Genomic DNA, 24,246 nt, shown 5'->3' with positions numbered 1-24,246 from the left:
TTATCGCTCCGCCGCGTCACTGCGCGTCTCAATCAATTCCGTCAATAGCGCCGCCAAACAGATCCACAGTCCTGCCATCGCGGCGATACCGAGCCAACCTTCACTGCCGGCGGGGACGCTGTAGGGATAAATCCCGGCGTCATAACGCGCCACCCGCTGCACATCGATCAGCGTCAACCAGCGCAAGGCCGCCGCCGACGCCAGGGTCAGGATCGCCAGCAGCCAGCGTAAGCGTAATAGCCACGTCGCCGCCAACAGGGTCATCGCCAGTAAACTCAGCGTGGGCCAGGCCTGGAAGCGCATAAAGTGGCGACCGACTTGGGTCACCGACGCCGGCGGCCAGTAGAGCCACAGCGCGAGCAGGATCAGGCTACTCAGGGCACTGATCCACAAGGTCAGCCGTAGCAGACGCCCATCCCCCGCCGTCAGGCGCTGTCCCAACAAACCGGCGATCAGCAGCCCTAACCCCACGCTGGCCAGCGGCGCGCTACACAGCCACAGCCACGGCAGCATCCACTGATGCCACAGCGGACGCGCGGCCAAGACCCACACCTCGCTACCGGTATACAACGCGATGCTGGCCCCGGAGAGTAATGTCAGCAGGGTACAGCGACGCAACGCGGTCGGTGAGATCTGCCACTGGCCCAACGCCAAGCGCCGCCAGAAGCGCGCACCGCGCACCGTCGTCGTTAAGAGCGCGGGACGCAGACAGAGCCAGGCCGTCACGACCGCCAGCGCCGAAAATATCGGCAGCAACAACGCGCCACGTGACATCCAAGAGCCGGGGGTCAAGTGAGCGAAGAAATGCCAGGCCCGTCCCGGCTGATGCAGATCGGCGGTGAGCGCCAACGGGCCGACAATGGCCGAGATCAGCAACACCAGCGCCAGACTATGTACGAGCGTGACACTGTAACGATCGCCACCACGCAAGGCTAACCACAACAACAACGCCGCGCCATAGGCACTCCCGATGTAGAAGAAGTACTGTACCGCCCAGGGCAACCAGGCTACCGCCTGGGGCGTAACCAAGATCTCACTAATCATGGGTGTTGCTCCTCATCGCCATACAGCGCGGGCTGACCACTGACCTGGCTGACGAAGGCCGAGTCCAACCCCAGATAGAACACGCGCGGCTCGGTGTGTTGCTCCGGCTTCAGTTGATAAATTTCGCCCGAGTGGGCAGCCAATAAACGGCTGAGCGTACTCTGCGGATCGTGCAGATCGCCGATGATGCGTGCCCCGCCGACACAAGAATCGACACAGGCGGGTAATAACCCGGCCTCCAGACGATGGGCGCAGAAGGTGCATTTATCTGCCGTCAGGGTCTCGTGGTTAATAAAGCGGGCATCGTAGGGACAAGCCTGCACGCAATAGGCGCAACCGACACAACGCGTGTTATCGACCATGACGATGCCGTCTTCACGTTGATAGGTGGCCTGTACCGGGCAGACCGGTATGCAGGGCGGCGCCTCGCAGTGATTACACAGGCGCGGCAAGGTAAACATTTGGCTGACCCCATGGGCGGCGGCGCCACTCACCTCATACTGCTTGACCGTGGTACGAAACTGACCGATGGGCGGCAGGTTCTCCATACAACAGGCCACCGTGCAGGCCTGGCAGCCGACACACTTACGCAAATCGATCAGCATCGCCCAGCGCGGAGTCTGGCGCCCTTGCCGCGCCCCCGCCTCCTGGCTTGACGCCGTGCCCTGCGCCTGCCAGGGCAATAGCGCCAGGCCGGCGCTTAGGCTGCCGATACCCAGCAACAGTCGGCGCCGTTGCTGTTGTTCGTTATCCTGCTCCCGCATCACTCTCCTCCCACGTCGATGGCGCTGTCTGTAACATCACAGATCCGCCTTTCTTGATTCGCTTATTGATTGGCGTGATTTATTATGTGCAGGAGAGAAAAGGCCTTCCTATTGTGGAAAACCACAATAGCGATCGATTGCTGACCTATATCAAAATTAACCATCTCGCAAAAATACGAATCCGATCTCCGATGAATGTGCTGTTACGCCTCTGCTGGCTGTTATCGCTCCTCGTTTGCCTGGCGCCCGCTCGGGCGACACCGCCCTCGCCGCAACCGGTCACCATCGGCGTACTGGCGACGCGTGGCACCCAGATGGCGAACAGCCAATGGCAACCGCTGATCGGTTGGCTCAATCAACGCTTGCCGGCCTATCATTTTCAGCTGCAACCCTACGATATCAGCGCCTTAGATAGTGCCGTGCGCCAACGCCGACTCGACTTTGTCATCACCAACCCCGGGCAAGCCGTCACGCTGGGGCGTCATGCGCCGCTCTCCTGGCTGGCGACCCTCAAGAGCCCGCTACGCCCAGGGAATAACAACGTCATCGGATCTGCGTTAATCGTGCGGCGCGCGAGCACGCTGCACCATCTGGCCGATCTGCGCGGCAAGCGCATCAGCGCCGTCGCCCCCCAAGCGTTCGGTGGATACCAGACGCTGCTGTATCGTCTGGCGCGCGAGGGCTACGACTACCGCCACTTCTTCGCTCAAACTCGCTTTGCCGGCTTTCCGCTGGATGCCTTGATCTATCGCCTGCGCGATGGGGAAACCGACGCGGTCATCGTCCCGGTCTGTCAGTTGGAAACCATGGCCAGCGAGGGGCTGATCGACGCCCAGGACTTTCGGGTGATCGACAATATCGCCCCGGCCGACTTCCAGTGCCAAAGCTCGACGCAGCTCTATCCCAACTGGTCCTTCGCCCGAACCGACCGCGCCAGCGCGGCGCTGGCCAAACAGGTGGCCGCCGCCCTGTTGGCATTACCGGAAACGCATCCGGCGGCCCGCGCCGCCTCTTCGCTCGGTTGGAGCGCGCCGGAGAGTAGCTACAGCATCGAACAGTTCTACCGCCAGTTGGAGGAGACGCTCCCGGTCAGCCTGACCCTACAAGTCCTACGCTGGCTGCAAGAAAACCAAGCCTGGCTCTGGGGCGCATTAGGTATGCTGCTACTGTTGACGCTGTATCACCTGTGGCTGGAGTGGCGTTTTCAACGCACCCAGCGTCGCCTGCTTGATGCCGAGGCCGATCTGAATCGCAAACGCCTGGCGCTGGAGCATGCGCAACGCGTCGCCATCGTCGGTGAATTGGGCACCAGCCTGGCTCATGAGCTCAATCAACCGCTGGAGGCGATCAAAAATTATGCCGACGGCTGCCTACATCGCGCGCACCGCCAGGTCGAGGTCACCACCCTAATCCCCGCCTTGGGACACATCAGTCAACAGGTCACACGGGCCGATGCCATCGTCAAGCGGCTACGCCGCCTGATCCGCCGCGCCCCACAACCGGACGTCGAGCTGGCGCCACATAACGTGATGGACGATACCCTGGCGCTGCTCGCGTATGAGTTCCGCCGCCACGCCATCGTCTTGACGCGCCGTTTAGACGGCGTTCCACGTTACGACCGCTACGACGCCATCGGCCTACAGCAACTGCTACTTAATCTGTTAAAAAACGCCATCGAGGCGCTGGCGAGCCAACCTGAACCGCGCCACATCACCCTGAGCCAGCACTACCTGGCAGACGCCTACCAAGTCATCATCGCCGACAATGGTCCCGGCCTGCCCCAAGAGAGCCAGTGCGTGCAACAGGCCTTCTTTACCACCAAGCCCGACGGACTCGGCCTCGGCCTCTCCATCTGCCAACAAGTCACCGAGGCGCTCGCGGGCACCCTGACGCTAGAAAACCGTCCCGAGGGCGGCTGCCAGGCGACGCTGACCCTTCCCTACCCCAGCAAGGAGGTGACATGACCATCCCGATCTCGATCCATATCGTCGATGACGACGCATCGGTGCGCGACTCGCTCGGATTTATCCTGGAAGGATATGGTATGACGGTGAACGCCTTCACCGATGGCGAACGTTTCCTGGCCGCGGTGGACGCCAGTCAGCCCGGCTGCGTCATCCTGGATCTCCGTATGCCTGGGCTCTCTGGGATGCAAGTTCACCAAGCCCTATTGGCACGCGAGAGCGTGCTGGGCGTGATCTTCCTCACCGGGCACGGCGATGTGCCACAGGCCGTCGAGGCGCTGCAACGCGGCGCCTGCCACTTCCTGGAGAAACCGGTGGAAAGCCGTAGCCTATTGGCCGCCATCGAGGCCGCCTGGCTCGTCTCGCGCCAACGCCTGTGTGAGCAACAACATCGTCAACGCCTTGCCCGGCTAACGGCACGTGAACGGCAGACCTTCGATCTACTCTGCCAAGGATTAAAGAATCAGGCCGTCGCCGAACGGCTACATGTTTCGCTGCGTACGGTGGAGGTGCATCGCGCCAACATCAGCCGCAAGCTGGAAAGCGCCTCGCTGCTCGCCTTCCTCAGCCAACGCGACACGCTACAGACAGCGCACGACGATGATGACCATCGCGAACGTTAACCCAACAATCAATATTGCATATGCCATTTACGAGGTGTATATATTGCATATGCCATTTAGGAGCCGCCATGCCCAGACCCAAGATCCCACGCCGCATCTGTAGTCATCCGCAGCACCGTTGCTTCAAGCCCAACGGCATTCCCTTGCCGCAACTCGAACAGGTGATGCTGGCGCGCGACGAGTTTGAGGCCCTGCGTCTGGTCGACCGTGAGGGATTGCAACAGCAACAGGCCGCCGCCGAGATGGGGGTATCGCGCCAGACGCTGGCTAACATCCTCAAACGGGCACGCTTTAAGCTGTTGGACTGCCTCAGTAATGGCAAGGCACTGATGATTGATGAGTCATAAGGAAGGTTCACGATGTTAACCGCAATACCGATGCACGGCGCACGCATCGCCGGCCACCTGGCCCGTGCGCCACAACTGGCCTTTTTCAACGCCAACGGGGAGGAAGTCGCTCGCTACGCGAATCCTGCCGCCAGCGAACAATGTTCAGGAAAGAAACAGCTACTGGCGCTACTGCGCCAAGGGCAGATCCGCCGCCTGGTGGTGCGTAATGTCGGCCAGCACATGGCCCAACGCCTGCTCGCGCTGGGGATCGAGATCCGCCTGGCGCACGGCGGTGAATGGCAGGCGGACTATTGCCTGGAGGAGTGTAACCTCGCCCAACTGACCGATGCGAGCCAGGCGCGCCCCCCGCGTAAACCGCACCACGCCGGCCACGCCTGTGGTTGTGGGGGGAGTGCGAAGCAGGTGACGACGCCTACGCGCTTGCAACCGCGTCCAAGCGGCGTCCCCCACATCATTCGCTGCCGTCAAGGGTAGCCCAGCGTCGGCCCACGCTCAACGCGTGGGCCCACCCTCGACTCCGCGTTGCGCTCCATACTCCGCCGCCACGATCCATTCACAATGGGTAACAATAATCATCCGTGATGATTCGCGTATTCACCACTCGCGATACTATCCTTACAGACTCTGGCCTACGCTATTCTTTCGCCACCAAGAGGTCCACCATGAAACGCTACTCATGTATCGCGCTGGCACTCCTGAGCTGCGCCACCCTCGCTCCCGCCTATGCGGCGGCGGACGACGGCATCATCCGTCATACGGTACAGTTTCCCAAAGGGCAATCAGGAACAACCCTCCATGGCAGTATCCAGGGGAATGACACCCTCGACTACACCTTAGTCGCCGCGCAAGGACAGCAGATGAGTGTGACGCTCAATGGGAAAAGCTCCACCTATTTCAACCTGTTAGCCCCAGGTAATCACGGCGAAGCACTATTCAATGGTTCGATCGAGGGTGATCACTACCAGGGGAGCTTACCGACCAAGGGGCAATATACGGTGCGCCTTTACCAGATGGGGGCCGCCAAAGACTCCTCGACAGCCCATCCTTTCACGCTGACGATCCGTATCCAGGGCACCTCGGCCAGTCGCCCCACGTCGCAGCACAACGCCAGCGGCACGCTACCCTGCGCCCAGCACAGTGGTCAGCCGATGGGGCAATGCCCGTTCAGCGTCACGCGTCAAGCTAACGGTGATGCCACCCTGACGCTTACCTTGCCCGACCAGCGCCAACGCACGCTGTTCTTTGCGCACGGCAAGCCGCTGAATGCCGATCTCAGCCAGGCCGATGGCGATATGACCTTTACCTGGCAGCAGCAGGATGATCTGTTTCTTATTCGCTGCGGCCACGAACGCTATGAGGTTCCTGCCGCCGCCATCACCGGCGGCTAACGAAGGGCGATGACGCACGGCGCCGAGAGACACCTCTTAGCGCCTCGCCGGATATGCAATTCATGACGCACGGCGAGTGACGCCGGACCCAAGATAGGGCCTGCGCGTCACTTTCCTGCTATGCCTGGCGTAGCGTCGTTAGCATCACCTGCGGGCCCCTTGATCTGTGGCGACTCCGAGGCAGGCGGAAATAATAACGCCGTATAGTGGGCTGAGATCGCTCCACTGTGTTTGCCATCGCTACCGTAATAACGATCTTCGCGGCACAGACGCTCGTGAGTATCGCAAAAAATACCGTTCGCGAAGGTGAACGCCGTCCGGTCGAAGTCACCCTGCGAGAACACCCGCTGCGCGACACGCGCCCCCAAATAACGCTCCGTCAAGGTGCGCGAAACACCCTGCGCATCGGCGCAAATATAGCTATCACACAGAACCCCCGCTTGCGGTGAATGCAACGCCGTCTTATCGGCGGCATGCACCTGTGTCAGTGACGATAGCGCCCACAATACGCCGACAAATAAACCCCGGCTCACCGTCATCGTTGCATTACTCACGTTAACCCTCATCATCATGTCTCGACTTGTGGATATCACACGCCATCTGCGCCAGTCGTCATGGCTGGGAATCTCCCCCCACCCGCGATAATGGACACGGCAAGCCACACACTGCGCTCTGTACCGATTAGAGATAACGCCGGATAAACGCCTGTAAGGGAATCGGCTGGCTATAACGATACCCCTGCAAGTACAGCACATCGTGCGCCTTCAGATAGGCTTCTTGCTGCTCCGTCTCGACCCCCTCGGCGATAATCTTTAAATGTAGACTCCCCGCCAACTCGATAACGTTGTTCACAATATGGCTGGAGATTTCATCCAGGCCGATCATCTGAATAAAACTCTTATCGATCTTAATATAATCGACATGAAATTTTTGCAGATAAGAATAGGTCGAATAACCGGTACCGAAGTCGTCGAGGGCAAAGGTCACGCCCAACCCCTTCAAGCGCTCGAAGTTCTCCTTGACCTCACTCTTCGAGGCAATCTCATCGCGTTCAACCAACTCTAGCGTGAGTTCTAACTGGCGCGTATCGAATGCCTGTAAGAAATGGTCACAGTCTGCGACGATGCTCCGATGCTGAAGATATTTCTGGCTAATATTAAAACCGATATGTATCCGCTTCGACACTCTGCCACGTAATGCCTCCCGCGTATCCAAGATCAACTGCCGAGTCATCGGCACGATCAATCCAGAGTCCTCTGCCGCCGGGATAAATTGATTCGGCGGAATCATGCCGATCCCTGGACGGAGCCAGCGGATTAAAATTTCACCGCCGGTGACGCTGTTGGTTTTCAGATCAACGATCGGCTGAATATAAGGGACAAACTCGTTATTTTTAATACCGTTACGAATTAACTCGGTAATCGATAAGGGTCGATTCAAACGTAGAAATACCGCTAGCATGGCGAATAGCCCAAGCAGTAGGCTTAAATATATCCCCAGCAAGTAGTTATCTATCAGGTTGGTTAATATGGTGCGCTTGGTAATAATATAAATTATCGTGTAGCCGTAATCAGAGGTGATAACATGATAGCCCTGCGGCATCCGCGAAAGCTTAGGGGTCACTCGCCCCTCAGCCGATAAAATCTCACCACTCACCCCAAAGTAGACGCGAGGAAAGGTATTGATCACACGTAGCGTATTAGCGATGAAATAGCCATCCACCCCCACTAGTACCGTGCCTTGCGCCGTCTTATAGCTATAGAATAACACCGGTAGCGAAGGGGTCGCCGCATCCCCGGCCAAGAGATAGAGGCCATTGACCTGTTCTATTTTTTTACGCTCGACTCCCGACACCTCTTTATACAATGAGGTACAGTAACCTCCCGCCTTTGAGAATAACTCGAGGGAGCGGACATTCGGCGTTAAGGTCACTTGATGAATCAACGCATTCATCACCGACTCGGAGCAAGTGCGTCCCAACAAATGACTGGTCGATTGCGCCGCCGTTTTGGCATGACCCAGGATACCATCGATATGTTGGCGGGCGAAATCGACCTTGAGATTTGTGTCTTTATACAGCGCCTTAATCGAAAAAATAAGCAAGCAAAGCATCAAGATAACGAATACACCGAATCCAGAGACAAACGCAATGAGTAATTTTTTAGCAATAACTTTTTTTACCCTTTCCTGACTCATATCGCCCCCAGTCTTACCCCACTTATGGCATGTGTATGATGAAACAGTGGCGAACATTCCACACAACAACCCCCTCTGCGTGATCCTAGACGATTATAGCAAAGCGCCATTAACCGCCCTCACTCTAGGGACTTTATCTCACCGACTTTGTCGAAACGACCCCACGGCACCATCGGCTCCGACGGCCATCGACCCTCCCGATATCGTCGATCCCCTAACCCGACGTGCTACCTCCCCCAACTCATCCGACTGGGCCTCACTGGCAAAACGCCACAGATGCACTACGATTAATAGGCAAGGCGATCCATGCCTGCATAATGCCAACTTTTAGCGCACGGCTCTCCACAAGAGCCATTCCCCTAGACCTGATACAGGAATCGTGTCAGGTCTTTTTTTATCCACTTCAAAATCAATCAGTTGCAGATTTTTCGATCGCCTGCGCATCCCCACTTCCTCCCTATCCTACACTAGCCACCTTCCGGCTAATATCTTGAACACGCAGGAATATTCTGAAAAATTCCATTAAGTGATAATAGTCCATTTGGCCGAATATCGCCCCTCAGCTACACAGCCCGTCAACCGCCTCCTGGGCATGATGGGCAGAAGAAGACGCTGCGTAGCCCTCCTTTCTCCCCCCTGAGCAGCGGTTTATTTGTAACCAGATGAAACTACCTCTCCCCTCGATATGAGCTACTCCAACGCGTTGTCGTGTGTTGTCGTGTGTTGTCGAGCATTACCCCCTGTTGTCGGTTACGACAGGGGGCATGATCTAAGGTTATATGTGTTGCTGTGGGGGGCGATTTCATGGCAGAGCAAGCGCGTTAGAGATACTGGAGGCGAGCTACCGAAGGTCCGCACCTGCTGGCGGTTGTGTGAGTTATGGTACAAGCAGCCGCGCCTCGTCCCCTTATTCAGGCGGCGCTGGCCAGATGATTGCCTCTCCCGTCGGGATGATGTCATCCACTTGTAACCGGTATCTTCGCCAGTCATTCAGGCGTTGGCTTAGCGCAGTGCTATCTTGTGTCTCATCCAGTTCGAGTTTGTCCGTCAATAACTGAATACGCTGCGAAGCCAGCTCCAACAGGTGTGCCTTGTGCTGTTGATCCTGCTCTAACCGCACGCGTTGCTCGGCCTGCTTATCCTTTACCCACGACTCTCCCGCCCAAACATCAAAGGGGGATGTGGGGGCCTGCGTAGTAAAGCGCGGAGGGATCTCACCCAATACCTGAATCGTGCTGGGTTGGCGGCTCTCGGTGTCCCAGACCACCTCGCCTCGGTGGTCGGCTACCTCTTCCCAGCGCTGGTCATCCGGCGAGCGAACCAAGGCGAGCCCAGCTTTCGGTTGAGTTGGGGCATCCAGATAGCTATAGGCGGGGATACCGACCCCTTCCATCACATAGTCATAGCTGGCGCCGCAGTATTCGCGAGTAGTTTCATTGGCATGGTATAGCAGCACCCAGCCAGCTGTTTTAGCTAACCGCTTTTTGTTGAATTCAGCCTGAGATGGTGTAAGTTGATATTCCATATTATGCAGCCCTCACGATATAGAGAAAGGCGACGTTACGCGGACGGTTCTCATTCGCCGTTGGTACGACTCGTGATACATCAAAATCCAACGTTCCCGCATTCGACCAGTCAACAGATCTCGGTGTACCATCCGCACCGGGACCTGACGATGTCCGTTGAAATACCCCCGAGCCCGAGCCGGAATAGCTGAATGTTTCAGATATGCCCGTCACAGTACCTGTGATATTTCGAATTGCATCGCCTTGTGCTGTTAATATACTGCGCCCACTGTCAACACCCCGACCATCGTCATATCCCCGGATAAATTCCCCACGCAAATCAGGCAATCTGCCATTGGGATATGCCCTGGCCAGATCGGGATATGACGATGTTGAAAATGATTGCCCTGCGCACTTGATCCAACCTGATGGGATGTTGAGGCTGGGCCAGGGACAGGGTGTGCCTACAGGGAGAGCTTCAGAGGCTCTGTCATAGGCGAGCTTCACCGAGTTGGGCGTTGCTGCCTGGGTGGTGCTGGTGCTGCTGATACTGTCGTTAAGCCGAACCCGTCCGGCCTGGTTGGTACTAGCGGCACGGGTGGCCTCGTCATAGGCGAGCTTCACCGCATTGGCCGTCGCTGCCTGGGTGGTGCTGGTGCTGCTGATACTGTCGTTAAGCCGAACCCGTCCGGCCTGGTTGGTACTAGCGGCACGGGTGGCCTCGTCATAGGCGAGCTTCACCGCATTGGCCGTCGCTGCCTGGGTGGTGCTGGTGCTGCTGATACTGTCGTTGAGCTGCACCCGTCCGGCCTGGTTGGTACTAGCGGCACGGGTGGCTGCGTCATACGCCCGCGTTACCGCCCATGGGGTGGCTGCCTGGGTGGAACTGAAGCTGTTGACGCTGTCGCTCAACTGCACGATGCCTTTGCGCGAGGTCGTCGCCTCAACGATACCAATATTCTCCAGAAAACGGGCCTTATCCGGAATATCAGCCCCGTTTTGCGCCTTATCCAGCTTCTGGCCAATCATCGTCATCACCGTTGACGAAAAATTGGGATCGTTACCGAGCGCTGCGGCCAGCTCCTGTAAGGTATCCAGCGCCGTCGGAGAAGCGTTAATCAACTGCGCTATCTGCGCCAACACAAAGGCCGCGGTCGCAATCTCTTGTCCGGCAGCCGACTTATCCGGCGTCGGCGCCGTGGGATGCCCGGTAAAAGCCGGACTCGCTAGCGGTGCCTTATCCTCATTTAGCTGAAGCTCTCGCTCGATGCGTTCAACGTGCTCCTGGCCTTTCACCACCAGAGATCGGGTGGTCTGCGCTAATTGAGCCACTTCCTCTGCCAGCTGCACACTGGTATCGGTGTCATCCTTAACTTGTTGCGCCGATAAGACCACCTGACGCGTATGCGCCTGTACCTCCGCGACATACTGGGCAGTATCTTGTTTGGCAGACTGGGCAAGTAAGGCTGAATCTTGCGCATTTTCAGCCGCTTCGCGTGCTCCCTCTAGCGATATTTCAGCCTGATGCGCATACTGCTCTGCATTTTCAGCGGCCTCGTTCGCCTGCTGTAACACAGCATTTGTCCGCGCGTGTTCCTGCTCTAGTATTTCCTCAGCGCTCTTCACTGCACGCTGTGCCGCAGCCTCTGAGGCGGCAGCCGCCTGTTGATGCTGTTGCGTTTGCGCAAGGTCATCGCTGAAAATCTGCGTCAACTGGGCCGCAGCCTGCTCACTGGCTTGTGCGGCGGCGCGCTCTGCTGCCAGGGTCGCCGCCTCGCTAGCGGCCCGTTCGGCTGCCTGTGACGCGGCAGCCTCTGCCTGCCGCACACTCTCGTCTATCTCCGCTGCAATCTCTAAGATGTTTTCGCGGAGATCTCTTGTCCCTAACAAAGAGGATCTCGCGTCAAATTCACTCCCTGCGGCACGGCCGGCGTACGTTTTAGCGTCATCCGCCCAACACCTGGCTCTATCCTGCCAATATTCGACATCCTTTCTCAAGTTGTTGAGATGCTGCTGGTCACTGTGCAGAGTCTGAGCGCTTTTGACGATGTGATCCGCAGCAACCGCCATGCTCCGCTGGCTAGACTGCGCCGTTTGCGCACTGCGCTGAGACTGCGCCGCCGAGGTGGCTGCCTCCTGCTGGCTACCCTGCGCTTGATGTGCGGATTGTTCGGCGGCACTCGCTGCCGCACTGGCCGCTTGTTGGCTGGCGTGCGCCGCATCGGCTTGCGCCGTGGCCTGCTGTGCCTGTTGCTCGCCCCGCTCAGCGGCCTCCTCCACCTGACGGTGTAGATCTGCCACCTGTTCCCGCTCATCCCTGACCGCCTCGGTTAGCTGCGTCACCGTCTGGCTGGCCGCCTGCTCCGCCGCCTGTGCGGCGGCCTGAGCGCTGTGCCGTGCGTCCTCGGCAGAGGAGAGCGCCGCCCGTTGACTCACCTCAGCATCCTGCGCACTGAGCTGTGTCTGCTGGAGGAGCTGCTCTGTCGCCGTTTTCGCGGCTAAGGCCTCCTGCTGGCTACGCGCTGCCGACTGAGCACTCTGCGCGGCGGCATTTTCGGCGGCAACCGCCGCGCGTTGACTTCGTTGCGCCGTTTGCGCACCGCGCGTAGCCGTTCCTTGCGCACGCTCAGCCTGTTGTTGGCTGGTCTGAGCCGTACGCGCCAAGGTGGCCACCTGCTGTGCCTGTTGCTCGATCTGCTCGGCGGTACTCTCCACTTGGCTATGGATCTGCGCTGTGTGCCGCTGCTGGTCAAGGATGCTGCGTTGCTGTGCGCTGACCTGCGAGACCATCTCCTCAAAGCGGCGGACCACGTGCGGGCGAAGATCTTCCTCCGTCAGCATCACCAAAAAATCATTTAACGAACCCTCCTTGGCGTCCTCGCTCACATTGATGGTCCCGACTTTTTGCGGTGGATAGTTTTCGACTGAGAGGGTGATGTCATAGCGCCCCGGGAGTACCGCCATAGAGTAGGCTCCCTGAGCGGAGGTGATCACCGTGGCATGCGTATGCGCCAGCACCTCCTGGGTAGTGTGTGTAGCCAGTAGCGTCAGTTCAGCATGGGCGATCGGTTGACCCGTCCCATCCTTTAGATTGCCGGAAATCGTCACCGTCATGGTATCCCTCGTGTACATCGTCGCAATTTAGGCCTTGTACAGCAGGCAGTTGAGCGTCATTGAGATAGTCTGGTCATCGGTATAACGCCGCATATGGTTGCTATTTCCCTTTTCAACCCACAACTCCAGCGTAATATTCGTTGCGGCAGGGATGGGCTCGATAGCTGTCCCCACATCGACCCCTGAGCCAAGTTGGTTAGCGACCACCACCTCTCGGCCATTGATGTTGATACCTATCCGTGTCCCAGAGTAGCTAGTACTGCTGATATCCCGCCCATCCTTCCCTGAGCTGGTGGTATTGGTCGAGGTCGTACCGTGGGCTGCGACCGGCATGGCAAACAGTAGGCGATCGAAGGGGGCGGCACTGATCTGCAACGGCGTGCCCAGCCTCAGCGTGATGACCTTGACGATATCGCCCTTGATGGTTTCGGCGCGGATCTCCTTCACTTCGCAGCTCTCATCGATGGTGACATGGCTAAGACGGCCACTGGTGGCATTGACATGGCCACTGATATCCGCCTGACGCGCAAACAGCGCCCCCTCCGGGGTGAGGACGAAGGTAGGAGGATTCCCCGATGAGATAATAGAGGCGGCGATCAGCCGCTTAAGCAGCAGCTCGTTCAGCCACATCTGGCCTTCTTGCACGACGAATAGCGGCGTCGTAGCACCGTTATCCGGGTCGAGCATCACCAAACGATCGGCCAACAACAGGATTTGACTCTGCACCTCCCCCTGAGCGTCATTCTCGATGCCGACACCCAAGCCGGCGATATAGTGACGGCCATCCTGTAACTGCTGTACCCGTACGCCCCACAGGGTGTTGAGTCTACCCTGCAAGTCCTGCCAGCTTTGGTTGATTTCCTCGATTTGACCGCTGCTTTCAGCCCCTAACGCGATCTGCTCCCTGAGCGCCTGGGCCAGATGTGTGCGGCCGATCTGTCCGGCAAAGAAGTCCAGATAACCGGCGGCATCGTTACTGGCCTGGCCGACAGCCTCGACGAAGGCTGATTTGCCAACGGCATTAACACTACGAACGTACAGGTAGTAATTCTGCCCTGGGCGGATCATCGCGCCGGAGACCACCCAAAAGCGCCCACTCCCCAGATAACTCGCCTGGGTGACGATCTGATCGAGATCGTGCAGACGCCGGGGGCTGAACCAGAATTCGAATTGTGTCTCAGGATTAAACAGGGTCTGGCGTGGCGTTACGGTGAACTGAAAATAGCCCGGCGTAATGGCCACCTCGATCGGCGCTTCTGGCGCCGCAATGACAAAGCGGATCTCGGTCGGGTCGCCTCGTAGCCCACTGACACTGACCGAACGCACACTGAGCTGGTAGTGACCCAACGTCAGCCCGTAGAGGCGGTATTCGCAGGCGCTTGTAGTGTAGTTGCCGACTAAGCGCTGCACCTCCCCATCCTGGATCTTCAGTTGCAGGAGAAAACGGATGCCGTTAACCATTCGTGGGGTATCCCAGCGTACCCAGGCCTGATATTGGCCGCCCGCTTCGCTAATCTCCACCGTCAGATGTTGCACCGCCGGCGGCACGATGCCGTAGATGGTGGGCGGCTTGGGATCGAAATGAGCCCCGTTATCGACTATCGATTCCTTCTCCGGTACATGTTGCAGTGCCGTCACGCCATAGCTGCCATCGCCGTTCTCCACGATCTCCAAGCAGCGGAACAGGCGTGGACGTAACGACGCCTGACGGAGACTCCAACAGTCGAACGCGACGCATCCGGGAGGCAGAGCGGAAACATGTAGCTGATCCGGAGCCGGTTGGCCATGAATGGCTACGCTGACTTGACGCCCCTGTCGGTCCGCCACCAGCAACTGCGTGAACGTCTCCACGTTAACCGGGCGGTCGAGGCGAACCCATCCTTCGCCGACCTCCAGCAAGCGCCCCCCAAGCGCAATGCCAGCATAGTCGTTATCGCAAATTTCGATGATATCGCCGGGGAGATGGCGGATCCCCTCCATCCCCAAGCTAAAGGTCACCATCTGGGTTTCCAGTTTTTCACTGGTCAGCGCCCAAAGCCCCATGCGGTACGCCTGGCCTCGACAGGTGCAGCCGAACGCGTCCAATTTGAGGACGTTCAGTCCATAGCGGGCAATCATCCCCTCATCCGCCACATATTCGGTCGAAACACGCCAACCGTTGTCGGGATCGACGAAGCGGATCTCGGCGGCGCTATGGCGGGCCTTCAATGCGCTGAAGGTGTAATTGAAACGCCCCTCAACCACATTGGCGTTGCTATAAGACCAGACCGCGTCGGACGGGCGATCCTGCACGAAGGTAAGCGTCTGACCGTTCCAGACCGGCATACACCGCATGATGGAGCAGAGGTCGTTGATCACATCGTAAGCCTTGCGCTGTTCGCTCAGGCTGGCGTTGCACGTCATACGCGGTTCGCTACCGCCGTAGCCATCGGGTACAGGTTGATCGCAGTAGCGGGCGATGGCATACAGCGCCCATTTATCCACGCTGAGAGCGCCGACACGCCGCCCTAGGCCATAGCGGGGATGGGTCAGAAGATCATACAGAACCCAGGCGGGGTTGTTGCTCCAGGCCGCCTTGAAGTCGCCCTGCCAGAGCCCCTCATAATGGCGAGTGAGCGGATCGTAGTTGGCCGGAACCTGAATGATGCGCCCACGCACCAAGTAGGTACGGCGCACCTGCTGGCTCCCGAACTGCTCGCTGTTGACCAATAGCCCTACAACGGCCGTATTGGGGTAGCGTTGGCGAATATCGATGATCTCGGTATAACTCGACCATAGGGTACGGTTTTGCAGCTGATCGCTGGTGCTATCCGGGGTGACACGCACCACCCGGACACCAAAGGGGCGCGGCGGTAGATCGTCTAGCACCACGGAGGTCAGAAACTGGCTGGTCGTCTTGCCGCGGAGGGTCAGCTCACTGGTGTCCTGCCAATGGCCGTCGCGTTGCAGCTGGATCCGTAGGGTGACGCTGCTGATATCGCGATCGCCTTCGTCGCTGACCGACTGTAACGCGACCACACCGAGCGTCAGGCGTAAACGGTCTATGTTGGCTGACGTGATGGTACGCGTGATCGGGGTGGTGGCCTTTACCTCAGATCCAATGATCGTCTCCGCACCCGATGCCTCGAATCCCTCTAATGCAGCCTGCTCTTGAGTACCGGCGTTGTAGATCACCGTCAGGCCATTGATGTTGCTGTTACCTTCATCATCGATGGCAGGCGTATCGTTGAGGTAAACGCTGGCTAATCCTGCGACGGGGCCCTCTATCGGCCCCTCACTAATCGCATCGATGATGCTGAGCCTCTGCGTCGATTTCAGGCTATCCGGTGCCTCATAGGGGGTATGTTGTTTAGCCCTGCCCTTACCCATATGCCATTCCTCTGTCGTTAGCGCATGCCGACGACGATGACGTCGCCTTGCTCATCCCACACGCTCACCTCCTGTGAGATGACCCGTGACCCCACCATGATCTCGCCGTAGACCACCGGTACCGGGTTCCCTTGGGCGACCAGGTTATCCAGGCTGGAGAAGTAGGTGTTGGGTTTGCCGTTATCCGCACGCTGCAGGCTTGGTGTCTTGGGCATCGGCGTCAGCATCATGGCAACGCCGCTCAGCGCTAGTCCGCCGCCGCTGGCGACAAGGCCGCCGATCACTGCGCTAGACCACCCCAGCGGGTTCCAGGCGGCAAAGGCGACAAACGCCGCGCCCAGGATAGTTTGGATAAAGCCGCTTTTGGCGCCGACTGGGCGTGGGACGATGTGGATCACCGCCCGATCGGGCAGCGGCTCGTGCAGGCGCTGCGCCAAGATCTCGGTCGTCATGTCCTCGCCAGCGAGACGGACTTGATACCATCCCTGTAACAGTTGGCGGCGTAGCGCCGGTAATTGGCTAGCCAAGGCATAAACCGCCTCCGCTGCCGTAGCGGCTAACAGAGCGTGGCGGCGGCCAAATCGTTGCAGATCGCCGTAAAGGCAGATGCGTGCCAGGCGTGGTGGCGCCAGAGGGAGTGAGTCTGTCGTTGCCATCGTTCGCTATATCCTTCCCGTTTGCTGAGTTGGTTAGGGAGATGGTGCAGTAACTGCCCGTCATCACAGTAAATGGCGGCATGGTTCGCGACCGAACAGCCGAAGCAGCACAGCAACACATCGCCAGCCTGGGCTGCCGCCAGAGGGATACGGGAAAACCCGTTACGGGGCAGCTCTTGCAGGTAAAGATCGGCGCCCTGTTGGTACCAGTCAGCGTCGTAGTGCATGGCCGGCAACGCGATCCCTGCAAGGTGATAGGCGTCGCGCAGCAAGGCATAACAGTCGGCATGGCCATGCACGAAGGGGCGTCCCAGTAGTAATGGAACAGGTCGATAACGGGCGATACGCCCCTCGCAGACCAGCCACCAAGGTAAGGCACTGGCGATCTGAAGCCGCCGATCGGCGGCGCTGAGATAAGGATCGCCATGTGGGTGGCTATGAACCAGGGCGACCAGCTCACCGCGTGCACTGGCTTGGAGGTAATCCTGTGGGGTCATGCGAAAATAGCGCCTCGGCTCCAGTGAGCGGTTTTTGCATGGTAGGTAGCGTTCGCCCATTGGCGTTCGTATCACAAAGCCGCAGGACTCCGCCGGCGCCATGCGTGCCGCATGCGCCAGAATGTCGTCATCAAGCATGGCGATACCTATTGGGTCAGTTTATTGATGGAGAGAAAGCCGCCATAACTGTCGATGTTGTGCCGTAACTCACAGGCACGGCGTGTCTTACTGCATTGGTCGGCGGCGGGATCTTGAGTGGGTCGGTCGAGGGCATCCGCCACGGGGGGCCCCAGGTAGCCGCACTCTTCGCTGCGGTAGATCCATGCGCAAACGTCGGCCAGCATGATGCGCCCAGGGCAAAGGGCGCCGTCACTTTCCGTCGGTGCGGATAACACCACTCGCACACTATCTCGCGTGACATTTACCACCTGCTCGATCCGGTAGTGTTGTACCTGTTCCTGCTCCGGATCAGCCTCGGGATTGCCCTGATAGAAGTTCACCGCATCCAAAAAGCGGGCATAGAGGGTACGGCGTATCACACTGCCACCCACCAGCCCGTCGTAATCCTCGACCATAGCGGTAAGCAGACCAAAGAGATTGGAGAGGTGCAGCTCGGGACGGTTAGCTGGCCCGCGACCATTGAAGGTAAAGCCGCTACCGGTAACGGGATAGGCGATATACGTCCGCCCCTGCCAGACGATGTCCTGCCCCTTTTCATTGTGCTGGTTGGTGAAAAAATGACGTTCGCCACCGATGGCGGTCAGATCGACCTCCCACACATCCAGGCGAGCGGATTGGCTCAGGCGACTCGCCTCCTGTTGCATCGATGACGGTATCATGCGACCACCTGTTCAAAGTCAGCGGTAAAGGTTATCTTGCGCGCGTGACGAACCGACCGCCATTGGCGGCAGAGCACGTTGATCGGACGGTAACCGTACGGCGGTGTCCAACGAAACGCGTCGACGCCACCATGACGGGCGAAGAACGCCTCCAGCAGTGCCCCCTCGGCGAGGGATGCCACTAAGGTCACGCTGTAGATCTTAAGATCGGCATTCAAACCATCCGGACGACGCTGTTCGTAGCCATCGCCGAACCGGATTCGGCTGACCCGCGGCTGCGACACGATCACCAGATCGGGGCGGATTGGCCAGCGAAAGGTTTCCATCAGGGTTCTCCCAGTAAGCCGCCGTCACGCCGTTGCGTCGCCAAGTAGTCCGCCACGCTGCGCCGGCTCACCTCGTAGATGGCGGCCAAGGCCTGTGGGCCAATCTCTCCCCGCTGACCATCGTTGTTGATCGTGATGTTGTAGACCGGGGAGAAGTTGCTCTCTCGGACTACACCGCTGGCGACGACACCCAGCTTACCGTCCGCGGCTCGGCGCAGCGGTAAGATCGCCTCCGCCCCCGCTTCCCCCATGATCCCCGCGCCCTGCGCAAAGGCGAAGACGGTGGGATGACTGACTACCGTGCCACTGTAGCGATGGAGACTGGGGGTACGGTAGACGCCACCGAGGGCATTGAAACGAAGATGGTTGTACATGCCGTTGTCAAAAGCATTAGCGCCGTATCCCTCATTGCTGCCCCCTAACAGGCTGCGACCAAAGTTCAACAGCAACCCCAAGGTTTTGGAGGTGGCGATGCGGAGCTCCATCTTGGCCAAATCGCTCAGCACCGAGGCGGCGAAGCTGCGAAACTCCAGCTTGCCCGTCAGGGCGAAGTGCGCCAGCGCGTCGCCCATGCCATCGAAGGCCCGGGTAAAGACCCCCTCGGTCAGCGTCGCCACCTGTTCCCCCTGCTCCGCCACATTATTCAGCGCCCGGATCGCGCCCAACTGCCAGTTGCTCTCCTGTGCATCTACCTGAGCGTGGTAGCGCTCTAACAACGCCAGACGTTGCGCCAAGTTATCCCGTAACGCCGCGGTAACCTGGCGATAGGCGTCGCTCTCCTGGGTCCCCTTGGCGCGGCTATCCCGCTCCAGTTGATCCAGGCGTGTTTGGTAGTATTGGCGTAGGGCCAAGGCCTGCTGTAAACGCTGACGCGCCTGATTACCCAGTTGTGTGCCGGCCAGCAGGCTCTCTTGCTGGTAACGCGCCCTCTCCATCTCTTGGCTGGCTTGTTGGGCCAGCTGATCTCCCTTCCGTTGCAGGGCATTTAATGCCTGTTGGCGCGCCAAGGCCGTCTCCCGCGCCATGTTTTGCGCCAAGAGAAGCTCCAGCTGTTGTCGATTGGCCAGCAGGCTCTTGTCGTTATCGCTCAGTTGACGCCCCTGCATATCGCTGAGGCGTTGCTGCAGTTGCAGCCGCTGCCGTTCGGCATCGAGCAACTGACTGCCATTAGCCTGACGTGCCTTCGCCAGCTCGGCATCGAGTTGAGCTTGGCGCTGACGGTACTGAGCTAACAGACGTTGCCCCTCGTCCTCCCGGGGCGCATGGCGACGATCCTGGCGGCTTTGGTAGCGACGACGCTCCTCCGCCAATGCCGCCTGCTTAACTGCTTCGCTGGCGGCGCTGTTACGGATCGCCTCGAGGCGGCGCTGATGTTGTTGCTCCTCACTTTCGTAGAGCGCCTGCCAATGGCGGTTGGCGGCTAACTGGCGCTTCTGCCGCTCCTGCTCCTGCCGTTCAGCCTTATCCCGGGCGGCAGCGACATCGCGCTGGTACTTCTCTTCCCGTAGGCGAGCCAACTGGGCATGATCTTGCTGATTGGCCGGAACGAACACCGCGCCGAATTGGCGCCCTCCGGCCTGGATCTGCTGCGCTAGCGCCGCAATCCGCGCCTCTAATGTCTGCTCACGCCCCAGGTTTAGCATCGACTCCCAGGCGGCGGCAGCCGTGTCCGAAACGGCATGCCAAGCCGCCTCCAGGTAGCCTAAGTCGTCCCGGATTGCATGCGCTCGCTCATTCAGCGCGGAGGCATAGGCATCGATGGCGAGACGCGCGGCGTCACTGCGCCGCCCTTGATCTTCCAGCGTGGCGATCTGCTGTAGGGTGGCAGCGCTCAGGAAGTGTAAGGCCTCATCCAGCGCTTGCACCGCGCTCAGCGGTTCCTGCTGCAGCCGCGTAAACTGGCTGATGGTCTCCTCGACCGATTGCCCGACGGCCTGCGCCATCTGGGCGGCGGCGCGAGCGACACGCGCAACCTGTGCATCGGAAAAGGCACCACTGCTCACCACCTGCGCCAGGGAATCGGCCATGCCGTGACGCGTGACACCGTCACCTGCCAGGCTCTGAGCTAGACGTTGTAGCTGCGACGTCGTCAGGCCGGCATAGTGGCCAGTCAAGATTAGCCCTCGCTGAAACTGGCGCTGCTCCTGATCGGCCTGATACAGGGCATAGGCCCACGCGCCACCGGCCCCCGCCAGACCGACCAGCAACAGGCTCAGCGGGGAGATCACCTGGCTCAAAGCAATAAAGGTATTACGGATCCCACCGAACGAATCCCGAACCTGGCCACCCTGCTGGATCAGGATCAGTAACGGGTTCTGGCCGCTGGCGAGCTGGGTCACCACGTCGGTCATCTGCATCGGTAGCAGACGGAGCGCCATTTGATATTGGCCGTGGCTGATATTGAGGCGCTGCACCATTTTTTGCTGACGTTGTAGCGCCTCGGTACACCCCGTCGAGGCGGTTTTCAATAGACGCTCACGACTGATCACCCCTTGCAGGTTACGGTCGAGCACCTGCATATAACGGGCATATTCGGCTTGGGTCAGGTTCCCAGCCGCAAATTGTGCTTGAAGCTGGCGTTGCTGACGTTCTAGCTGTGTCAGTGCCCGGGTCGTGGAATCGATGGCTGACTTCAGACGGTTGAGGGCTATCTGCTCGGCCCGAGATAATGAGTCGAATGCCGACTGGGTCTGCTGCGCCGCCTCCCGACTGGCCTGCCCGATGAGTCCCAATTCGGCACGGGCTCGGGCTAACCCCTCCTGGAACTGCGCGGTGTCCGCATCCAGTCGGACTTCAAGTTGGCTGATCTGGGACATACCGTTCCCTCCCCATAAGGCCACTCGCCAACTGCATCAGCTGGGCGTCGTCTTTCTCCGGCGGTGCGGTGGCGTGCATCAATAGCGTAAAGTCGGTGAGTGCGGGCCGGGCCTTGGCATCCACCAGCCGAACCAGCGTGCATTGCAGGGCGGCGAACTCCAGATCGAGCTGGGTATCGGCGAAGAGATGTTCGCGGTAGAACGACGCCCAGTCGCGCAGCTCACTGCAACTCATGCCGGCCAACATGGCGCACCAGTCAGGCCGGTGAAACTCACGCGCCAGACGCAGGATGAACGCCATCTCCGCCGCTAGGGCTTTGCGGCATCGGATCGCTCAGACGCTTCTTCTGGCGGCCCCTCGTCCAACAGTTGACTCAACGCCAATACCCGTTGAGCCGCCTCCGCCAACAATTGGGCGGGCCAAGTCGCCATCAGTTGCAGCTGGCTTTCGGCCCGCTCCTCTGCCGTCTGCGTGGGGGCGTTACTCGCCAGCGACATCGCCACTAACAACGCGTTGATCTGACAGTTGAGGTTGTTCATCTCCGCCAGGTAGGCCATACCGCTGAGGCCCGCACCCGCATCAGGCGGCGGGTGTGCCGCCGCATAACGCAGGTATTCCACATGCTGTAAAGCCGTCAGCTCTCGCAGTACGACCTGCTCGTCGCCATAGCAAAACGTGTCATGCTTCAGTTGCATCATCCCTCCATTCACGTTGCGTTTTCAGGAAGTGAACCGACCTCGGCCAACGTCGGTTTGCCGCTGTGGGTGAAACGAATGATACGGGTGATGGTTTCGTTCTGGCTTACGCTCTTGCCGAGTGCAGAGACGAAGCCATAGAAGATGTCGATCACTCCGTTCGGATATTTCAGCCGGTAAGCCATCACGCGGCCATCGTCGAAGGCCGCCAGCACCGCCTGCTGGCCGGGATCGCCCGGTAACCAGGCTAGGGTGAAGGTAGAGTCGCTGACAGATTTAATCCCCTGGGCGTTACGCTTCCAGTCGGCATCATCGTCATCGATATAGTTATCTTCGTCCGTTTCGGCTTGCAGTTCACCCGGTTGGATATCTTTGACCTTGCCCAATCGCTGCCAGTCGTCGTCGTTGATGACATTGAGGCGTGCCATATCTTGGCCGGTGTAGATCCATAAGGTGGTACCACTGCCCTTCTGCGGGGTCGTTGTCGCTGTCATAGCTGCTCCTGTGTGTAACGGATTTGATATTGCAGATCGATCGCGCCCCAGATACCCAACTCCTCATCGCGCTGGTAGTCGCATGCCAATGGCGCCAGATCTCCGTCGAATGGAGTCAGTAGCGCCGGATCGGCCAGCAGTGGCGCCGCGTAACACTCCGCCCAGCGGTCTAAAGCAGCGTCCGGCTCACGCGCCCGCAGGAAAATCTGCACGTGTAACACGCCTGACCAGCTAATGCTGTCAAAGTAGACCGCCTCCGGTTGTAGATCGCTGAGGTAGACGGCCACGGCAGGGAGTTCGGCCTCGCCATCGATAAAGCTGGGGCTGCCATCGAAAAAGTGGACCTGAGACTCGCCTTGCAACGCCGTTTTCAGTCGATCGAGTACCCGTTGGCGAATGCGGTGACGGATGGCGCCCTGCGGGGTCAACGCTGACGGCGGAGCAGTAACTGAAGTTGGCGCGCCATCGCCTGCTGTAACGCTTGAGGTAGGTTGTCTTGCCATAGTCTTTGGGTCTCCTCGCGAAAGGCGGTCGTGAGCGCCTCCTTCACCGGGATCTTCACCACGTGGATGGGCATACGCGCCCGGCCATCGCGGCGTAGAACCTGCCAACGCCCCGTTTTTAGGTACTGGATGAAGGCGCCCGGTAGGGAGTGATGACCGACGTGCAGCACGCTGTCCCGCCGCCCAGGAATACCCAAGATGCGTGCCGTCCCCAGATTGATCGCAGGAAAATCGCCGCGGTATACGCGGATACGCGCCTGTGGCCACTCCGTGTTGGCCTTGGCCTGAGTCAACCTGACTCGACGTTTCAGGCGCCGTACCGGTAGGCGTTTTTCACGCGCCACCCGTCGTAAACTACGGGTGATCGCCTTGGCGGCGAGCCGATTGACCACTTGGGCGCTGGCGCGCGCTAACTCCTTGCCCCCCAGATCCGTCAAGATGGCTCGCAGTTTGTCTTCACCTTTCATTGCGGCTCCAGTTGGATAACGTATTTGCCATTCTGACGATGGTAGCGGGCCACCCGATACTCGGCGCCTTGCCAAACCACCTCATCATCGCGTTGGGGACGATAGGCGGCACTGAAAATCATCAGTGTCGTCAGCTCCGCCTCGACGGCGCCAAACAGCGCCGGGCTAGTGGCGGGTACCGCACAATACGGCAGCCCGTTGATCTGCACCTGCTCCCCCATTCGGGCCTGCGTCAACGCATCCAGCGAGGCCGCAAACTGGGTAAAAGGGCTAGGCATTGATCTTCACCGCCACCAGCGTCGTACCCGCCCCGGCGTTCGCCCAGGCTTTACCGACATACACGGCGCCCGAGGCGGACAATTGCACCACGCCATTCTTCAGATGAAGCTTTTTTCCCGACTCGATCACCTCGGACTCCAGTTTTGGCACCAAGAAGACGCCTTCGGTCAGCCCGACACCGCTATGATGAGGCTCGATGTGGCCGAGTGCGATGACCACCATATCCCCCAGCGCTACCAGCGCGCCGCTGGCAATGGCCGCCTCCCCAGCGTCGATGTCGATCGTACCGCCCCGTTGCAGATAGTTGTTCGCCATACGGTTCTCCTACCGGCCTGCGGCCGGATATCTCAAAATTC

General features: G+C 59.2%; 24 protein-coding genes. 5 read left to right on the top strand and 19 right to left on the bottom strand.

Going from position 1 to position 24,246, the window contains the following annotated elements:
- Window positions 1-1,044 carry an NrfD/PsrC family molybdoenzyme membrane anchor subunit gene (gene nrfD / locus DCL27_RS08025; RefSeq protein WP_035596459.1) on the bottom strand — a complete coding sequence of 348 codons (1,044 nt, stop codon included), beginning with the start codon at window positions 1,042-1,044 and terminating at the stop codon, window positions 1-3.
- Window positions 1,041-1,808: a sulfate reduction electron transfer complex DsrMKJOP subunit DsrO gene (gene dsrO, locus DCL27_RS08020; RefSeq protein ID WP_005286272.1), complete on the bottom strand. Its 768-nt coding sequence runs from the start codon at window positions 1,806-1,808 to the stop codon at window positions 1,041-1,043. Before dsrO ends, nrfD begins: the two co-directional genes overlap by 4 nt.
- A 191-nt stretch (window positions 1,809-1,999) precedes the next feature.
- Here dsrO and DCL27_RS08015 point away from each other — a divergent pair, with 191 nt between their 5' ends.
- The 5 genes from DCL27_RS08015 (at window position 2,000) to DCL27_RS07995 (ending at window position 6,133) form a co-directional block, all read left to right on the top strand.
- Window positions 2,000-3,772 carry a sensor histidine kinase gene (locus tag DCL27_RS08015; RefSeq protein ID WP_005294258.1) on the top strand — a complete coding sequence of 591 codons (1,773 nt, stop codon included), beginning with the start codon at window positions 2,000-2,002 and terminating at the stop codon, window positions 3,770-3,772.
- On the top strand, window positions 3,769-4,395 hold the full coding sequence (locus tag DCL27_RS08010) for a response regulator transcription factor (protein WP_005286281.1): 627 nt from the start codon (window positions 3,769-3,771) through the stop codon (window positions 4,393-4,395). Before DCL27_RS08015 ends, DCL27_RS08010 begins: the two co-directional genes overlap by 4 nt.
- Window positions 4,396-4,463: 68 nt before the next feature.
- Window positions 4,464-4,742 (top strand): DUF134 domain-containing protein, encoded by a 279-nt coding sequence (locus DCL27_RS08005; RefSeq protein ID WP_005286287.1) that lies wholly within the window; start codon window positions 4,464-4,466, stop codon window positions 4,740-4,742.
- Window positions 4,743-4,754: 12 nt separating this feature from the next.
- The gene (locus tag DCL27_RS08000; protein ID WP_035596462.1) at window positions 4,755-5,219 is read left to right on the top strand and encodes a NifB/NifX family molybdenum-iron cluster-binding protein; all 465 of its coding nucleotides are present in this window, start codon (window positions 4,755-4,757) and stop codon (window positions 5,217-5,219) included.
- 188 nt (window positions 5,220-5,407) lie between these two features.
- Window positions 5,408-6,133 (top strand): hypothetical protein, encoded by a 726-nt coding sequence (locus tag DCL27_RS07995; protein WP_035596465.1) that lies wholly within the window; start codon window positions 5,408-5,410, stop codon window positions 6,131-6,133.
- A 107-nt stretch (window positions 6,134-6,240) separates the two neighbouring features.
- Here the strand turns inward: DCL27_RS07995 and DCL27_RS07990 are convergent, their stop codons facing one another.
- The 17 genes from DCL27_RS07990 to DCL27_RS07910 all read right to left on the bottom strand — a co-directional run bounded on the left by DCL27_RS07990 (window position 6,241) and on the right by DCL27_RS07910 (window position 24,205).
- Window positions 6,241-6,687: a YcgJ family protein gene (locus tag DCL27_RS07990; RefSeq protein ID WP_228594496.1), complete on the bottom strand. Its 447-nt coding sequence runs from the start codon at window positions 6,685-6,687 to the stop codon at window positions 6,241-6,243.
- A 127-nt stretch (window positions 6,688-6,814) separates the two neighbouring features.
- Window positions 6,815-8,245, bottom strand: a complete 1,431-nt coding sequence (locus DCL27_RS07985; protein ID WP_223931125.1) for an EAL domain-containing protein — start codon at window positions 8,243-8,245, stop codon at window positions 6,815-6,817.
- 991 nt (window positions 8,246-9,236) lie between these two features.
- The gene (locus DCL27_RS07980; protein ID WP_035596473.1) at window positions 9,237-9,854 is read right to left on the bottom strand and encodes a tail fiber assembly protein; all 618 of its coding nucleotides are present in this window, start codon (window positions 9,852-9,854) and stop codon (window positions 9,237-9,239) included.
- A 1-nt stretch (window position 9,855) separates the two neighbouring features.
- Entirely contained in the window at window positions 9,856-12,948 is a 3,093-nt protein-coding gene (locus DCL27_RS07975; protein ID WP_181880787.1) for a tail fiber protein, read from the bottom strand.
- 27 nt (window positions 12,949-12,975) lie between these two features.
- A complete protein-coding gene (locus DCL27_RS07970) occupies window positions 12,976-16,317 on the bottom strand; it encodes a TipJ family phage tail tip protein (protein ID WP_035599678.1) in 3,342 nt (1,113 codons plus the stop codon).
- A 17-nt stretch (window positions 16,318-16,334) separates the two neighbouring features.
- Complete coding sequence (locus DCL27_RS07965) at window positions 16,335-16,973, bottom strand: tail assembly protein (RefSeq protein ID WP_035599675.1); 639 nt, start codon at window positions 16,971-16,973, stop codon at window positions 16,335-16,337.
- Window positions 16,874-17,614, bottom strand: a complete 741-nt coding sequence (locus tag DCL27_RS07960) for a C40 family peptidase (protein ID WP_370547551.1) — start codon at window positions 17,612-17,614, stop codon at window positions 16,874-16,876. The genes DCL27_RS07965 and DCL27_RS07960 overlap by 100 nt, the downstream gene beginning before the upstream one ends.
- Window positions 17,615-17,616: 2 nt before the next feature.
- Window positions 17,617-18,309 carry a phage minor tail protein L gene (locus DCL27_RS07955; RefSeq protein WP_035599667.1) on the bottom strand — a complete coding sequence of 231 codons (693 nt, stop codon included), beginning with the start codon at window positions 18,307-18,309 and terminating at the stop codon, window positions 17,617-17,619.
- On the bottom strand, window positions 18,306-18,635 hold the full coding sequence (locus DCL27_RS07950; protein ID WP_035599664.1) for a phage tail protein: 330 nt from the start codon (window positions 18,633-18,635) through the stop codon (window positions 18,306-18,308). Before DCL27_RS07950 ends, DCL27_RS07955 begins: the two co-directional genes overlap by 4 nt.
- A complete protein-coding gene (locus DCL27_RS07945) occupies window positions 18,635-21,451 on the bottom strand; it encodes a phage tail tape measure protein (protein WP_035599661.1) in 2,817 nt (938 codons plus the stop codon). The genes DCL27_RS07950 and DCL27_RS07945 overlap by 1 nt, the downstream gene beginning before the upstream one ends.
- Complete coding sequence (locus tag DCL27_RS07940) at window positions 21,429-21,752, bottom strand: phage tail assembly protein T (protein ID WP_035599658.1); 324 nt, start codon at window positions 21,750-21,752, stop codon at window positions 21,429-21,431. Before DCL27_RS07940 ends, DCL27_RS07945 begins: the two co-directional genes overlap by 23 nt.
- Before the next feature lie 8 nt (window positions 21,753-21,760).
- The gene (locus DCL27_RS07935; RefSeq protein WP_050979637.1) at window positions 21,761-22,150 is read right to left on the bottom strand and encodes a phage minor tail protein domain-containing protein; all 390 of its coding nucleotides are present in this window, start codon (window positions 22,148-22,150) and stop codon (window positions 21,761-21,763) included.
- 8 nt (window positions 22,151-22,158) lie between these two features.
- Complete coding sequence (locus DCL27_RS07930) at window positions 22,159-22,641, bottom strand: phage tail tube protein (RefSeq protein ID WP_050979635.1); 483 nt, start codon at window positions 22,639-22,641, stop codon at window positions 22,159-22,161.
- A complete protein-coding gene (gene gpU / locus DCL27_RS07925) occupies window positions 22,638-23,069 on the bottom strand; it encodes a phage tail terminator protein (protein WP_050979633.1) in 432 nt (143 codons plus the stop codon). Before gpU ends, DCL27_RS07930 begins: the two co-directional genes overlap by 4 nt.
- Window positions 23,066-23,611 carry a phage tail protein gene (locus DCL27_RS07920; protein WP_035599655.1) on the bottom strand — a complete coding sequence of 182 codons (546 nt, stop codon included), beginning with the start codon at window positions 23,609-23,611 and terminating at the stop codon, window positions 23,066-23,068. Before DCL27_RS07920 ends, gpU begins: the two co-directional genes overlap by 4 nt.
- Window positions 23,608-23,889, bottom strand: a complete 282-nt coding sequence (locus DCL27_RS07915; RefSeq protein ID WP_035599653.1) for a hypothetical protein — start codon at window positions 23,887-23,889, stop codon at window positions 23,608-23,610. Before DCL27_RS07915 ends, DCL27_RS07920 begins: the two co-directional genes overlap by 4 nt.
- Entirely contained in the window at window positions 23,882-24,205 is a 324-nt protein-coding gene (locus tag DCL27_RS07910; protein ID WP_035599650.1) for a DUF2190 family protein, read from the bottom strand. The genes DCL27_RS07915 and DCL27_RS07910 overlap by 8 nt, the downstream gene beginning before the upstream one ends.
- Between the last annotated feature and the right edge of the window lie 41 nt (window positions 24,206-24,246).

The organism is Edwardsiella tarda ATCC 15947 = NBRC 105688 (assembly GCF_003113495.2).
GTDB lineage: Bacteria > Pseudomonadota > Gammaproteobacteria > Enterobacterales > Enterobacteriaceae > Edwardsiella > Edwardsiella tarda.
This window is presented reverse-complemented; position numbering and strand designations above follow the sequence as displayed.